Origin of the sequence: Glaciimonas sp. Gout2, from assembly GCF_035018905.1 — a bacterium.
Classification (GTDB): domain Bacteria; phylum Pseudomonadota; class Gammaproteobacteria; order Burkholderiales; family Burkholderiaceae_D; genus Glaciimonas.
Genome location: NZ_JASJXA010000022.1, coordinates 24,187 through 39,524, shown reverse-complemented (window position 1 = coordinate 39,524; position 15,338 = coordinate 24,187). Strand labels below are relative to the sequence as shown.

Sequence of the window (15,338 nt, the reverse complement as noted above, 5' to 3'; positions counted from 1 at the left end):
GTCTTGCGCTGCTCGAAACGCTCGCATAGTTGCATCAGGCGCGGCGCTTGTTCCCTATTATTTATGAAATGAATATGCCCTTGAACGCTGCGCCAAACACTTATCCCGCGCCATCCGATCTGGCGCGATCCGATCTGACGCGATCCGATCTGACGTCGTCCGATACACCGCCGGTGCTGACGTTATCCGGTATCTGCAAACGTTTTCATGGCGTTGTTGCGCTGGATGATGTAGGACTAACGGTCCGCGCCGGAGACGTGATGGCGCTGATTGGTGAAAATGGTGCTGGAAAATCGACGCTGGTGAAGACGTTGACCGGGATTTACCAAGCCGATGGCGGCACGATCCATCTGTCTGGAAAACTGGTTTCGTTTGCCAATCCCCAGGCGGCGATGCATGCAGGTATCACAGCGGTTCATCAGGAAACCGTCATGTTCGATGAACTCACTGTGGCGGAAAATATCTTTATTGGTCGTCAGCCGCAACATGGATTCCCACCCCGGATTAATTGGGCTTTCATTGAGGCAGAAGCGGAAAAATTATTCGCACGTCTGGAAGTCACTTTGCCGGTGCGCGCTCGCGTTAAAGATTTGAGCGTTGCACAACGCCATTTCGTTGAAATCGCCCGTGCACTCTCGCAAAACGCGCGTGTAGTCATTATGGATGAGCCCACTGCGTCATTGTCGCAACGCGAAATTCACGAACTGTATCGGATCATCCGGCAATTGCGCGATGCCGGAACGGCGGTTATTTTTATCTCCCATAAGTTTGATGAGATTTTCGCAGTGGCTGATCGTTACACGGTATTACGTGACGGCCATTTTGTGGCTGCGGGCGCGCTTGCCGATATTGCCGAGCCGGAATTGGTGGCGTTGATGGTCGGCCGTGAGATTCATCAGGTCTTTCCAAAAGTTGAAGTTGCGCTAGGTCCGACAATACTTGAGGTGGAAAATTTTTGTCATCCGACCGAATTTAACGGAGTGAACTTTTCGGTGCAACAAGGTGAAATTGTCGGTTTTTATGGTCTGGTGGGTGCCGGGCGCTCTGAAGTCATGCAGGCGCTATTTGGACTGACGCCTGAGGTTACCGGTACGGTGAAGCTGCACGGAAAGGCGATTACTATCCATTCCACCAGCGACGCTATTGCCCATGGAATCGCCTATGTACCGGAGGATCGGCAGCATCAGGGCGCACATTTATCGCTTCCAATTGTCCACAACATCACATTGCCGATCCTATCCAAAATTGGTTTTTTTCTGTCGGGTCGACGTGCCAAAGAAACGGCTATTGCACGTCATTTTAGCGAACAGCTGGAATTGAAGGCGGGGCATTTTACCCAAATGGTATCGGAACTATCCGGTGGCAATCAACAAAAAGTGGTGCTGGCAAAATGGCTCGCGACCGATCCAAAGGTGATTATTCTGGATGAGCCGACCAAGGGGATTGATATTGGTTCTAAAGCAGCGGTCCATACTTTTATCAGTGAACTGGTGTCGAAGGGATTATCGGTGATTCTGGTCTCGTCTGAATTGCCGGAAGTACTGGGTATGGCTGATCGAATTGTGGTCATGCACCAAGGTCACATCAAAAAAATATTTACGAGGGCCCAAGCGACACCCGAAAACGTGGTTGCCACTGCATCCGGTAGTGCGTATTCCGCAGAGGAAACTGTATGCGCTTACTAAAAAATCGTGAAGCGCTGCTGGCGTTGCTGATCTTGTTACTGATTGGTGTGGTCGGGTTGCGTGCGCCGATATTCCTGAGTGCCTCGAGCATGTCTAATCTGCTGACCGATAGCACGTTATTGGTGATGCTGGCGTTGACCCAGATGTTCGTCATTGTCACGCGTGGTATTGATTTGTCGATTGCGTCAAATCTTGCGCTATCGGGAATGATGACGGCACTGTTGGCGTCCAAATTCCCTGATTTGTCGGTGGCAGTGATCATTCTGGTGGCACTTGGTATTGGTCTGTTTCTGGGCTTGATTAACGGTTGGCTGATTGGTTATCTGAATCTACCGCCGATTGTCGTTACTTTAGGCACGATGAGCGTCTATCGTGGCCTGGTATTCGTGCTTTCCGGCGGTGCATGGGTGTCGTCGCGGCAAATGCCCGCAGCGTTTATCGCGTTTCCACTGACCCATTTTCTTGGTGTCTCGCATCTGGTTTGGTTGGCAGCGATTGCGATTATCGTCATGTGGTTTATTGCCCGCTACACACATTTTGGAAGAGACTTATATGCCATCGGCAATCAACCGGTGGCTGCGCGCTACGTCGGTATTGCGATTTCTCAACGCTTACTTTGGACGTACGGACTCTCGGGCATGATGGCCGGTCTGTGCGGATATTTGTGGGTTGCGCGCTATGCCGTAGCGTATACCGAAATCGCTTATGGATTTGAGTTCACCGTTATTGCAGCGTGTGTAATTGGTGGTATCAGTATTGCGGGCGGTGTCGGTAGTGTCGCCGGTGCGGTGTTGGGTGCCTTATTCCTATCGGTGATCAATAACGCTTTGCCGATTGTAAAGATATCGCCGTTCTGGCAGAGCGCATTGACCGGTATCGTGATTCTGACCGCCGTGGTGATCAATGCCCGTGGCAATACCAAAAACGGTAGACAGATATTGTCGCTGCAGTCGCTTGATCCTTCCCGGCAACCGCCTCCATCCGTTCAATCCGGCCAATCGACAGTAAGGGAAACAGTGTGAGTACGATGAACACGGCGCCATTGCCTTCGACAGCGACATCCCGTTACACCATCCAGGACCGACAAGGCTTTAGGATAGGCGGCGTAATGGCGCGCTGGGAAACGCTGTTAGCGATCCTGTTTGTTGTGGTATTTGTTGCGAATAGCTTTCTGTTGCCGCACTTCTTTGATTTTTATAACCTCGCAGATAGTACGTTTAATTTTAGTGAGAAGGCGTTGATTGCATTGCCGATGGCGTTGCTCATCATCTGTCGGGAGATTGATATTTCAGTCTCGGGCATACTCGCCTTGTCGTCAGTGGCAATGGGTCTTGCGCATCACTATGGCATGCCAGCGCCGGGATTGCTGTTTGTCGCTATTGCGACTGGCACAGCGTGTGGATTGTTAAATGGATTTTTGGTTACCCGCTTTGCGTTGCCCTCCATTGTGGTCACGATCGGGACTGTATCTCTGTTTCGCGGCTTGTCCAGTGTAATTTTGGGTGATCAGGCATTTACCGGTTATCCGCAATTGTTGGTGGATTGGGGACAAGGATATTTCTTCGAGGTGATTCCGCGTGAGTTTGTGGTGTTACTTGTTTTCGCGATAGTGTTTGCGGTCCTGCTACATGCCACCAGTTGGGGACGGAAAATGTACGCTATCGGTAATAATCCGGTTGCCGCACGATTTTCCGGGATCGCTGTGAATCGTTACCGTTTGGCGTTGTTTATGTTGACGGGCGCAATGGCTGGTCTGTCAGGTTTTTTGTTGACTGGACGGATTGGCAGCACGCGCCCCAACATTGCGCTTGGATGGGAGCTTGAAATCATTACTATGGTGATCTTGGGTGGCGTCAGTATCGCTGGTGGCGCGGGTAGTATTGGCGGCGTGTTTCTAGCCGTGTTGACACTTGGTATGGTCACGTACGGGTTGGCATTAGCCAATATTCCTGGGATTATTATGACAATCGTTGTCGGCCTGCTGCTGCTGATCACCATTGCATTGCCGCGCTTGCTGCGCAAATAAAATTACTAACAATCGATGGAAATAATTGCCTTCAAAATGCAGTTCAAGGTTGGAAATGTCCGCGAATACAAACGCCGCCATGACTCGATCTGGCCTGAGTTGATAGTATTGTTATCCAATGCTTGTATGCGCGATTACAGCATCTTTATTGTCCTGAACTATGCCTTCCGACAATCTCATCAAGCCTTTTAAGCGCATCAACAACGCAACCGTTGTTTTGGACATCGGCAAAACCAATGTCAAATTGACGTTGCTGGATGCCAGCGGCAAGACACTCGCTGAGCAACGTTGTGCCAATGCCATCGTCCATAGTGGGCCTTATCCGCACCATGACACTGAGCGCATCTGGGATTGGTTGCTCAATACGTTGCAAGTATTTTCCCACACCGCACATATTCTCGCTATCGTCCCCGTTACCCATGGTGCTACCGCTGCGCTAGTCGACGCCGTTGGATTGGTGTTGCCGGTGCTGGATTATGAGTCTGTGTTGCCGCAGGAATGTGATTGGCACTACGAGAGCGTGCGACCGCCTTTTTCCGAAACGTTTTCACCTAATCTGGGCGCAGGATTAAATCTGGGGCGTCAACTATTTTGGTTATCACGTCGCTATCCGGCTGAGTTTGCTCGCGCACGCTACATCCTGAATTATCCGCAATATTGGGCGTGGCGATTGTCTGGTATCGCAGCAAGCGAAATAACGTCGCTTGGATGTCACACTGATTTGTGGCAACCGTTAGCGGGTGGTTATTCCTCGCTGGTTAGGCGGTTAGGTTGGGAAAAACGCTTTCCGCCGATGCGTGATGCATGGACCGCACTCGGCCCATTGCATGGCGATTTGGCATCGCGGACTGGCTTGCCGACCGATTGCAAGATTCTGTGTGGCATCCATGATAGCAATGCATCGCTGTTGCGGTATTTTGGAGCAGTGGGGGATACAACGCAACGATCGGTGTTATCAACTGGCACGTGGGTTATTGTTGCCGCCTTGGGTGCGTCGCTTGATGGTTTGAATGAGCGATCCGACATGCTGGCCAATGTCAACGCGTTAGGCGATCCCGTGGCCTGTATGCGCTTTATGGGCGGCCGCGAATTTTCTGCAATTGCTGGTTCAGAACCGACATTATGCAGCCTCCATGACTTGCAGCATCTGCTCAACCAAAATACGTTGGCGCTGCCTTGTTTTGCGGAGTCCGGCGGCCCTTTTTCGGGGCAGAACGGCACCATCTGCGGAACCTTGCCACAGTCAGATGAAGAGCGCTATGCGCTTGCTACGCTGTATTGCGTGCTGATGACGGATTATTGTTTGGACGCGCTGAAATCTGCGGGGCCGATAGTGGTGGAGGGCAGTTTTACTGATAACCCCTTCTTCTCGGCCTTGCTTGGGATATTACGCCCACAACAAGCAGTGTCTTTTTCAGAGGATTCCAGCGGTACGACGTGCGGCGGATGGATGTTGCAACATTGGCCTTCTACGCTGGATATTGTTGACGGAACGGTAACCAAGTCGACGCCGCTTTCGACGGAACTGGCTGGATTGGCAGACTACCGAGATTGTTGGCGCGCACTTCTACCGCACGCCTAATCGATTTATCTTAAATAGTGAGTGGCCAGCACTTTGTTGCTTCCTGCGGTATCCTTATGGCATCGTAGTTCGCAAATGTGGTTAGCGCTTTCTGTTCGCTGGCACTCTATTTAATGAAGTAGCTTCTCAATCGGCAAGTGTCTGGCTAGACCAAGGGCCAGCAATGTTTTTTCTCTTTGTCTTTCTCTTTTTATCCGCTGTTAGCAGCCGTTCCAAAATAATTGTGAACTAAACTATCAAAAAGCTGCTCGAACTGAAGTGATGTAATTTGCATATTTTTTTAGCGAACAAGCATCGCCGATGTGGTTTTTTAACGAAAATAGCAATTTGCTTCGCGCAGTTCAGCGCAGCTTCAGGCAATTCCATTTAACCGCAACCACGTTACAAGGGTTACCATTTTCGCTCTATTCACTGGGATCATCCAGAAATGAAAAACGCAGATCCTACGGAACTTATAGATACGCAATCAACATTTAACTTAGGCAATCTGGGCGCATGCGCTCTTTTTCTCGACTTCGACGGCACCCTTGTCGATCTGGCGCCCACGCCAGAAGAAGTCGTTGTCATACCAGAATTAATTGATTCCATACAGCATATCCGTGATCATCTCGATGGACGCTTGGCGATTGTGTCAGGCCGTCCTATTTCGCAGATTGATGCGATGCTCGCACCGTTAATATTACCAGTCGCAGGTGTACACGGCATAGAACGTCGCGATGCTGACGGCGTTTTACATTACGCGACTACTCCCACATTTTCTGCCGTTCAGGCCTGCGCGGTGCGTCTCGCCGCGAGTTATTCAGGGTTGCGTGTGGAGCAAAAACGCGGGACTCTTGCATTGCATTATCGTCAAGCCCCCGAGCTTGAGGCGCTCTGTGAATCAGAACTGCTCTTTGCGCTTCGCGATTGTCCTGGCATGGTTTTGTTGCATGGAAAAATGGTGTTTGAGGTGAAACCTGCAACCATCACCAAAGGCACTGCCATTCGCGATTTTTTGACCGAGTCGCCTTTTGCTGGCACGCGTCCGGTGTTTGCCGGCGATGATACAACTGACGAGATTGGCTTTGCCTATGTACAACAAGTGGGCGGGATAGGAATCAAAATAGGCGAAGGCGCCAGCGTCGCACGTTATCGCATCGCGTCACCCCGCGCATTGCGTGCCGAGCTGGCCAGTGTTGCGCAATTGGCTCAGATATTATCCAAAGGATGTTGATATGACAAAAAATTATGCTGAATCATCAGCGCCCATCAATGATCCAAAACGCAGTACATCGACGCTTGCTTGCGGGGTTGTTGGAAATTGCGCGTTAAGCGCATTGGTAGATGAGATGGGGCGCATGGTGTGGTGTTGTCTCCCACGCTTTGACGGTGACCCGGTGTTTAACGCTTTGCTTGATGAATCCGAGAATGGCAGTTTGTGGAGTATTGAAATCGAGAATTTTGCCCGATCCGAGCAATTCTACGAACCAAATACCGCTGTGTTGCACACCCGATTATTCGATACTGACGGGCGCGGCATCGAAATCACGGACGTAGCGCCGCGTTTTATGAGTCGGGATCGCATGTATCGACCACTCATGTTAGTTCGTCGCGTGCGTCCGTTAGATAGCGCAGTACGCATTAGAGTGAGGCTCCGACCACGTTTTGACTGGGGAAGGCAGATACCCACCGTCACGCAAGGTAGTCATCACATACGTTATGTCGGGGCCGCAACCACACTGCGCCTCAATACCGACACTTCACTCAGTTACATCCTGACAGAATCGTTTTTTGTACTGGATCAAACCGCAAACTTCCTGCTTGGCCCTGACGAGACATTGGCGGAAGGGATCGAAGATACTGCGCGCATGTTCGAAAAAGAAACGATTCGTTATTGGCGTACATGGAGCCGACGCCTTGCTGTGCCATTGGAATGGCAGGACGTTGTTATTCGGGCGGCGATCACGCTCAAAATGTCGTTATATGAGGATACTGGTGCGATCATCGCAGCCATGACGACCAGCGTTCCCGAGGCACCAGGAAGCAGTCGTAACTGGGATTATCGGTATTGCTGGCTGCGCGATGCATTTTTTGTCGTGCGCGCGCTAAACAGTTTGTCCGAAGTTGGCACGATGGAAGATTACATGCGCTGGCTGACCAACGTTGTGGCGCGTTCTAAAGGTGGTCATATTCAGCCGTTGTACGGAATCGGGCTGGAAGAGATGCTGCCAGAGTTGATCGTCGATCATTTGCCAGGATATCGTGGTCATACACCCGTTCGTGTTGGCAATCAGGCGCAGGAACATTATCAACACGATGTTTACGGCAATATCATTTTGGGGGCGACTCAGGCATTTCTCGATCAGCGCCTGTTCAATCGCGCAGGTATTGCCGAGTTTATCAATCTTGAGGCAGTTGGCGAACAAGCCTTTAAAGTCTATGCCGAGCCTGACGCCGGCATGTGGGAATTACGCTCCCGTGCGCGGGTACATACCTCGTCGGTATTGATGAGTTGGGCCGCCTGCGACCGACTGTCCAAAATCGCGCATGCGCTTGGTTTGACCGAGCGCGCTGCACATTGGGAGGCGCGTGCCACGATTATTCGTGAACACCTATTGCGCGATGCGTGGAGCGAAGAACGGCAGGCTTTTGCCGAAAGTCTGGGCGGACGTGATTTGGATGCCAGCGTTTTGCTGATGGCCGAAGTGAATTTTATCGATCCGATGGATCCGCGATTTATCGCTACCGTTGACGCTTTGGAGCGCTCTTTGTGCGATGGTCCTTATATGCGCCGTTACGAGGCACCGGACGATTTTGGGAAACCTGAAACTGCATTCAATATTTGCACGTTTTGGAGGATTGACGCGTTGGCGCGGATTGGCCGTAAAGAGCGGGCGCGTGAAATTTTTGAAACGATGCTGAAGGCGCGCAATCATTTGGGATTGCTGTCTGAAGATACGCATCCGGTTACTGGTGAAATGTGGGGAAATTTTCCTCAGACCTACTCAATGGTAGGACTGATTAACTGTGCTGTGCGGCTTTCTGCTCCATGGGATACTGCAATTTAAGCCTCTAAGGAAAACTATGTCACGTCTCGTTATTGTTTCAAATCGGGTTGCCGATCCGCGTAAGCCTGCTGCTGGAGGCCTAGCGGTAGCGCTCGGGGAAAGTATGAAACAAACTGGCGCTCTCTGGTTTGGCTGGAGCGGAAAAATAATCGAAGAAGCTGAGGGCGGAGTTCAGGGGGAAGGTAAGCTCCATACAGAGGAAGCAGGCAATATCACGCTGGTGACGGTTGATTTGAGTCGTAAGGATCACGATGCGTATTATCTTGGATACGCTAACGGTGTGTTGTGGCCAGTGTTTCATTATCGGCTGGATCTGGGGAATTATGAACCGGGTTTCGCAGAGGGCTATCGTCGGGTAAACGAATTGTTTGCGCGCAAGTTGCTGCCATTGCTGAAACCGGACGATCAAATCTGGGTACACGATTATCATCTTATTCCTCTAGCGGCAAATTTACGCGCTATGGGATGCCGCAATCGTATGGGATTTTTTCTGCATATTCCCATGCCACCACCACTTATTACGGCGGCAATTCCGCATCAGGAATGGTTGATGCGTACGCTCTTTGCTTATGATCTGTTGGGTTTCCAAAGTGACGCCGATCTTTTAAATTTTTCCCACTATGTGCAAAGTGAAGCACACGCAGAAGTGTTGTCCGATGGACGTTACCGCGCCTTTGATCGTACGGTACAAGCGGGCTCATTTCCGATTGGTATCGATGTCGGTGAGCTGACTCGTATGGCGGAAACCAAAGAAGGTAATCAAATGTTCCGCGGATTGCGAGAGGAATATTCTCGCCGCCAATTATTGGTCGGCGTTGATCGACTGGATTATTCCAAGGGACTGCCACAACGTATTCGCGCATTCCGCGAACTACTTACACGATTTCCTGAGAATAAGAACAGCGCGACGTTGATTCAAATTGCGTCGCCAAGTCGGGAGGATGTTGATGCTTATGCCAATATTCGCACGGAAATGGAAAATTTGTGCGGTTCCATTAACGGTGATTTTGGTGAGTTGGACTGGATGCCGATTCGTTACATCCATCGTACGGTTGCGCGCAAACGGTTGCCTGGCTTATATCGCGCCAGTCGTGTTGGCCTGGTCACACCGTTGCGCGACGGCATGAATCTGGTCGCAAAGGAATTTATTGCCGCCCAGGATCCCTCAGATCCGGGGGTATTGGTTTTGTCGCGATTTGCCGGAGCGGCAGAGCAACTTAAAGAAGCCTTGATGGTCAATCCCTATGATATTGAGCACACTGCGCAAGTCATTCAACAAGCCTTGCAAATGCCTCTGGAGGAACGTCAGAATCGACACGAAGTATTGCTACGTCGCATCAAAGAACAGGACGTACATTGGTGGTGCAATACTTTTCTTGAAACATTAGCCAATTTGGATTTGCCAGCGGGGCAATCGGTAGCCGATTAGGCAGGTTGGTTGAAGAGTGGACATCAACCATCGCCCATCGATCATAAAATACCTGCAGATTCCGCTGAACGGTCCTTTAAATAAGGAGGTTCACAATGCAACTTGGCATGATTGGGTTGGGACGCATGGGCGCCAATATGGTGCGGCGGCTGCAAAAAGGTGATCACGAATGCGTGGTATACGATGTCAGGGAAGAGGCGATCAACAATCTTTTAAGCCCTGGCATCAGCGGGGCATCGTCGCTTGACGATCTGGTCGCCAAATTACAGAAGCCAAGGGTTATCTGGTTGATGGTTCCGGCGGCTTTGGTCGATCAGGATCTTGCGTTATTAGCGCCTTTACTCGATGCCGGTGACATTATCATTGATGGCGGCAATTCCTACTACCATGACGATATCCGACGCGGGAAAGAGTTGACATCACAACAGATTCATTATGTGGATGTTGGGACCAGCGGTGGTGTGGCCGGTTTAGATCGTGGCTATTGTTTGATGATTGGTGGCGAAAAAGAAATCGTCATCCATCTTGATCCGATCTTTGCGACGCTCGCGCCGGGTTCGGCTGCTGCCTCTCCCACACCTGGGCGCGACAATGCAAACAGCACTGCGGCACAAGGTTATTTGCACTGCGGGCCGCAAGGCGCGGGCCACTTCGTCAAGATGGTCCACAACGGTGTCGAGTACGGCATCATGGGCGCGTACGCAGAAGGCTTGAATATTCTGCGGCACGCGAACGTTGGGCTGCAAAAGGGCGATGTCGACGCCGAGACTACACCGCTACGCAATCCCGAATATTATCAATATGAGATAGATCTTCCTGAGATCGCCGAATTATGGCGTCGTGGAAGCGTTATCGGCTCGTGGTTATTGGATCTGACGGCAAGTGCACTCGTCGCTGATCCTGCACTAGAAAATTATGCCGGTCGGGTCTCTGATTCTGGGGAAGGGCGATGGACGATTACTGCAGCGGTTGATGAAGCCGTGCCGGCCCCGATACTGAGTGCCGCTCTTTTTGAGCGCTTCAGTTCGCGTGGCGAAGCCGATTTTGCCGATAAGGTGTTGTCGGCGATGCGACAGGGGTTCGGCGGCCATATTGAAAAGCCATCGACCGCCGCAGAGACATCCGCCGCCAAGCGTGGCATCACAAAAATCGTGTCGAATAAGCGGCAGGAGGAATGATGACAGTATCGCATTCTGACGCGTTTGTTTTTTTCGGTGCTACTGGTGATCTTGCCTACAAGCAGATTTTTCCTGCCTTGCAAGCGATGATTAAGCATGGTCATCTCGACCTTCCGATTATCGGCGTAGCTAAGTCCGACTGGACTGACGATCAATTACGTGAACGCGCGCGTGACAGTATAGAAAAAAATGGCAGTTTCGATGCCGATGCCTTCGCAAAACTATCGGCCCGCCTTCAGTATATCAGCGGCGATTACCAAGACGACGCGACGTACACTCAACTACGTAAGGTGTTGGGTAAAGCGGTGCGGCCGCTCTACTATCTTGCGGTGCCGCCAAGTATGTTCGGGCCGGTTACTGAAGGGCTTGCCAAATCGGGCGGCGCTAATAATGCGCGTGTGATCATCGAAAAACCATTTGGACGCGATCTTGCGTCAGCGCAAGCACTCAACCGGACATTACTGGCTTCCTTTGCTGAGGAGGCCATTTTCCGAATTGATCATTATCTGGGTAAAGAGCCGGTCGAAAATCTGCTGTATTTTAGATTTTCTAATACATTTGTTGAGCCGATCTGGCATGGCGATTATGTGGCCAGCGTCCAAATCACGATGGCCGAACAATTCGGCGTCCAGGGTCGTGGTGCTTTTTACGAAGAAGTAGGAGCCATCCGCGACGTGGTGCAAAATCACATGCTTCAAGTGTTGGCGTTGTTGACGATGGAAGTGCCGGAAAACGACCTAACTGAAGTGAAAGACGTCAGCGCCGATTCTGCGCAGGATGCCATCCGCGATGAAAAGCTGCGGGTATTATGCGCGATGCGTCCATTAGAACCGTCGGAAGTAATAAAAGGGCAGTTCCGCGGATACCTGGATGAGCCAGGCGTGGCGCCGAACTCTCAGGTTGAGACGTTTGCAGCCCTGCGTTTGCATATCGATAATCCGCGCTGGGCGGGCGTGCCGTTTTATATTCGCGCTGGTAAGGAATTGCCGGTGACGTGCACTGAAGTGATGATCGAACTTAAATCACCGGCGAAAACTGTCTTCGACAAAACTGGGTCAAATCACCCAAATTATTTCATTTTTCGACTCGGCCCTGATATGAAGATCGCATTAGGAGCGAGGACCAAACTACCCGGCGAAGCGATGATTGGCACAGCGACAGCATTGGTCGCGCATCACCATCCAGGTGATGAAATGACGCCGTATGAAAGGCTACTGGGCGATGCGCTTCAAGGCAATGCGGGCTTGTTCACACGGGGTGATATGGTCGAGGCCGCCTGGCGCGTCGTTGATCCTGTTTTGGAGAGTGCGACGGAACAAAATAGTCACAATGCCGCACCAATAGATGTCTATGAGTCGAACACATGGGGGCCGGATGCAGCGCAAAAAATGATGACCGGTAGCGATCAATGGCATAACCCAACATCTAAGGACATGCTGCCATGACAACGCCAAGTGAGATTGTTTTCCTGTTCGATTGCGACAATACGTTGCTCGATAATGACCGCGTGCAGTTTGATCTCCAAACGCATCTGGAGGCAGAGTTCGGTGCAGCAAACCGTATCCGCTATTGGCAAATCTTTGAAGAGTTGCGAACCGAGTTGGGATACGCAGACTATTTGGGGGCATTGCAACGCTATCGAACAGGCGGTATGAATGACCCGCGTCTTTTACAAATGTCGGCATTTCTGGTGGACTATCCATTTGCCACGCGCCTATATCCGAATGCGCTGGAGACTATCGCCCACGTTGGGCAATGGGGACCGACTGTCATTCTTTCGGATGGCGACGTGGTTTTTCAGCCGCGCAAAATTCAACGCTCAGGATTATGGGATGCTGTCGATGGTCGCGTGCTGATCTATATTCATAAAGAGGAAATGCTGGAAGACCTTCAACGACGTTATCCGGCCCAGCACTATGTCATGATCGATGATAAATTACGAATTCTGGCAGCCATGAAAAACGTCATGAAAAATCAATTAACGACTATCTTTCCGCGGCAAGGTCATTACGCTCTGGACCCCGAAAACATCGTCAATTATCCGGCGGCGAATTTGACGGTTGAGTGTATTGGTGATCTGATCAATGCGCTGGATTATCAACATGGGGAATTGATTTTTTCGGACAAGTGAATTGACGCTTCCCGTCTTTGCGAGGTTAGCTTCACATTTCCATCCTGGTCATACAGATTGCAATCCGGCTTAACGTTGAAGTAGAGCCAAGGCCCGCTGGCAGACGTTTTCGACGGTAAAACCATACTCTCGCAGCACCACGTCTCCGGCTGCGGATGCACCAAACTTGTCTACCGAGATGATATCGCCGTCATCACCGATGTAGCGATGCCAACCCTGTGCCACGCCAGCCTCCACCGCGAGTCTTGGTTGTCTTGGCTTTGATGGCGGGAAGACGGTATCGCGGTATTCCTGCGGTTGGGCGTCGAATAACTCCCAACTGGGCATCGACACCACGCGTGCCTGAATGTTTTGTTTCATCAATTCTTCCCGCGCGGCAATGATCAGTTTTACTTCCGAACCGCTAGCGATCAGGATTAAGTCGGGATGGCCGTCAGGCGCATCGGCCAGAATGTAAGCGCCGCGTTGCAGGCCTTCGGCAGCAGCAAACCGGATCCGGTCGAGTGTTGGCAAATTCTGTCTGGTTAATACGAGTGCCACGGGCCGATCAGTTGACTGGATTGCAACGCGCCATGCGTGAGCCGTTTCGTTCGCGTCGGCTGGACGAATCACGATTAGCCGCGGTATGGCACGCAAGCTGGCAAGCTGTTCCACCGGCTGATGGGTCGGCCCATCTTCGCCTAGCGCGATGCTATCGTGGGTAAAGACGAAAACTACCTGCAACTCTGATAGCGCGGCAAGGCGTATCGATGGCCGCATGTAATCGGAGAAAACTAGAAATGTCGCACCAAATGGCACTGTGCCGCCATGTCCTGCCATACCATTCATGATCGCGCCCATGGCATGTTCGCGCACACCAAAGTGCAGATTGCGACCATCAGGACTCCAACCCCCGCCGTTCGAACCCTGTCGGTCGCGAGCGCTGACGCCACCTGGTTGAAAATCTCCGAAGCCTTTTAATGCCGTCATGGTCGATGGATCCAAATCTGCCGAGCCGCCAATCAATGCCGGAAAGTGTGTAGCAATCGCGTTCATTACCTGGCCCGATGCGATCCGGGTGGCCATTCCTTTCTCATCTGCGGGGAACTGTGGAATAGCGGCATCCCAGCCGTCGGGAAGCTGTCCTGCGCCGCCCGACATACGTTGGTGTAATTCTTGTGCTAGGTCGGGAAACTGTTTTGTATAGGCTGATATTGTCGCGTTCCAATCAGCTTCACGCTTTTCGCCGCGATCATTTATTTCTTTAAAGTGTGCGCGGGCGGCATCGGGAACGTAGAACGCTGGTTCCTCGGGCCAGCCCAGATTACGTTTGGTCAGGCGGACTTCTTCGGTGCCGAGTGGAGAACCATGCGCCTCAAAGGTGTCTTGTTTGTTGGGCGAGCCATAACCAAGATGAGTGCGCACCAGTATCAAGGAGGGACGATGGGTTTCTGAGCGAGCGTTAGCGAGTGCTTGCGCGATAGCTGAAAGGTCGTTGCCGTCCGCAATGATCTGCGTATGCCAGCCATAGGCCTCAAAGCGCTGCGCCCGATCCTCGCTGAAGGTCATCTCGGTGCTGGCGGACAGCGTCATGTTGTTGTCATCATACAAATAGATTAATTTGCCTAATTGCAGATGACCAGCCAAAGAGGCAGCCTCGGATGTCACGCCTTCCATCAGGTCGCCGTCACTCACAATTCCATAGGTGTAGTGGTTGATGACTTCATAGCCGTCGCGGTTATAGTGAGCTGCGAAATGTGCTTCGGCCATTGCCATGCCGACGGCATTGCCAAAGCCTTGACCGAGGGGTCCGGTTGTCATCTCGACGCCTGGCGTGACGCCGCGTTCAGGGTGGCCGGGCGTGGAACTGGCCCATTGGCGAAACCTTTTCATTTGTTCAAGCGGTAGATCGTAGCCGGTCAAATGAATCAGGCTATACAGGAGTGCCGATCCATGCCCTGCCGAAAGGACAAAACGATCCCGGTCGAACCAATCGGGATTGGCTGGATGATGCTTGAGAAATTGTGACCAGAGAACATACGCCATCGGTGCCGCATCGAGTGGCAAGCCGGGATGACCGCTATTGGCAAGTTGCACGGCATCGACCGCCAGGAAACGGATTGTATTAACACACGCCTCGTCGACTTCTGAAAATGTTGAGGACATTTAGCTGCTCCTTGATGGGTTGAATGGCGCTAATAGGCGAAGATTTAAAAACGAAGAGTGACTAACAGAGCTCGACGGACGCACATTGGCGTAACCGTCGTGAATTTGTTGGGAA

General features: G+C 51.6%; 12 protein-coding genes. 11 read left to right on the top strand and 1 reads right to left on the bottom strand.

Annotated features, from left to right (window positions below):
* Nucleotides 1-74 precede the first annotated feature (74 nt).
* The 11 genes from QN379_RS15140 to QN379_RS15090 all read left to right on the top strand — a co-directional run bounded on the left by QN379_RS15140 (nt 75) and on the right by QN379_RS15090 (nt 13,078).
* Nucleotides 75-1,685 carry a sugar ABC transporter ATP-binding protein gene (locus tag QN379_RS15140; RefSeq protein WP_322239069.1) on the top strand — a complete coding sequence of 537 codons (1,611 nt, stop codon included), beginning with the start codon at nt 75-77 and terminating at the stop codon, nt 1,683-1,685.
* Nucleotides 1,673-2,707 carry an ABC transporter permease gene (locus QN379_RS15135; protein WP_322239067.1) on the top strand — a complete coding sequence of 345 codons (1,035 nt, stop codon included), beginning with the start codon at nt 1,673-1,675 and terminating at the stop codon, nt 2,705-2,707. The genes QN379_RS15140 and QN379_RS15135 overlap by 13 nt, the downstream gene beginning before the upstream one ends.
* A 5-nt stretch (nt 2,708-2,712) precedes the next feature.
* A complete protein-coding gene (locus tag QN379_RS15130) occupies nt 2,713-3,711 on the top strand; it encodes an ABC transporter permease (protein WP_322240683.1) in 999 nt (332 codons plus the stop codon).
* Nucleotides 3,712-3,726: 15 nt separating this feature from the next.
* Nucleotides 3,727-3,903 carry an L-rhamnose mutarotase gene (locus QN379_RS15125; RefSeq protein ID WP_322239065.1) on the top strand — a complete coding sequence of 59 codons (177 nt, stop codon included), beginning with the start codon at nt 3,727-3,729 and terminating at the stop codon, nt 3,901-3,903.
* Nucleotides 3,872-5,293 carry an FGGY-family carbohydrate kinase gene (locus QN379_RS15120; RefSeq protein ID WP_322239063.1) on the top strand — a complete coding sequence of 474 codons (1,422 nt, stop codon included), beginning with the start codon at nt 3,872-3,874 and terminating at the stop codon, nt 5,291-5,293. Before QN379_RS15125 ends, QN379_RS15120 begins: the two co-directional genes overlap by 32 nt.
* Before the next feature lie 427 nt (nt 5,294-5,720).
* Nucleotides 5,721-6,506: a trehalose-phosphatase gene (otsB, locus tag QN379_RS15115; protein WP_322239061.1), complete on the top strand. Its 786-nt coding sequence runs from the start codon at nt 5,721-5,723 to the stop codon at nt 6,504-6,506.
* 1 nt (nt 6,507) lies between these two features.
* Entirely contained in the window at nt 6,508-8,340 is a 1,833-nt protein-coding gene (locus QN379_RS15110; RefSeq protein WP_322239059.1) for a glycoside hydrolase family 15 protein, read from the top strand.
* 16 nt (nt 8,341-8,356) lie between these two features.
* Entirely contained in the window at nt 8,357-9,769 is a 1,413-nt protein-coding gene (gene otsA / locus QN379_RS15105) for an alpha,alpha-trehalose-phosphate synthase (UDP-forming) (protein ID WP_322239057.1), read from the top strand.
* A gap of 95 nt (nt 9,770-9,864) precedes the next feature.
* Nucleotides 9,865-10,947 (top strand): phosphogluconate dehydrogenase (NAD(+)-dependent, decarboxylating), encoded by a 1,083-nt coding sequence (gnd, locus tag QN379_RS15100; protein WP_322239055.1) that lies wholly within the window; start codon nt 9,865-9,867, stop codon nt 10,945-10,947.
* Nucleotides 10,947-12,392, top strand: coding sequence for a glucose-6-phosphate dehydrogenase (zwf, locus tag QN379_RS15095; protein ID WP_323506998.1), 1,446 nt, complete (start codon nt 10,947-10,949; stop codon nt 12,390-12,392). The genes gnd and zwf overlap by 1 nt, the downstream gene beginning before the upstream one ends.
* Complete coding sequence (locus QN379_RS15090; RefSeq protein ID WP_322239050.1) at nt 12,389-13,078, top strand: HAD family hydrolase; 690 nt, start codon at nt 12,389-12,391, stop codon at nt 13,076-13,078. The genes zwf and QN379_RS15090 overlap by 4 nt, the downstream gene beginning before the upstream one ends.
* A gap of 69 nt (nt 13,079-13,147) precedes the next feature.
* Here the strand turns inward: QN379_RS15090 and tkt are convergent, their stop codons facing one another.
* A complete protein-coding gene (tkt, locus tag QN379_RS15085) occupies nt 13,148-15,223 on the bottom strand; it encodes a transketolase (RefSeq protein WP_322239048.1) in 2,076 nt (691 codons plus the stop codon).
* Nucleotides 15,224-15,338: the final 115 nt, after the last annotated feature.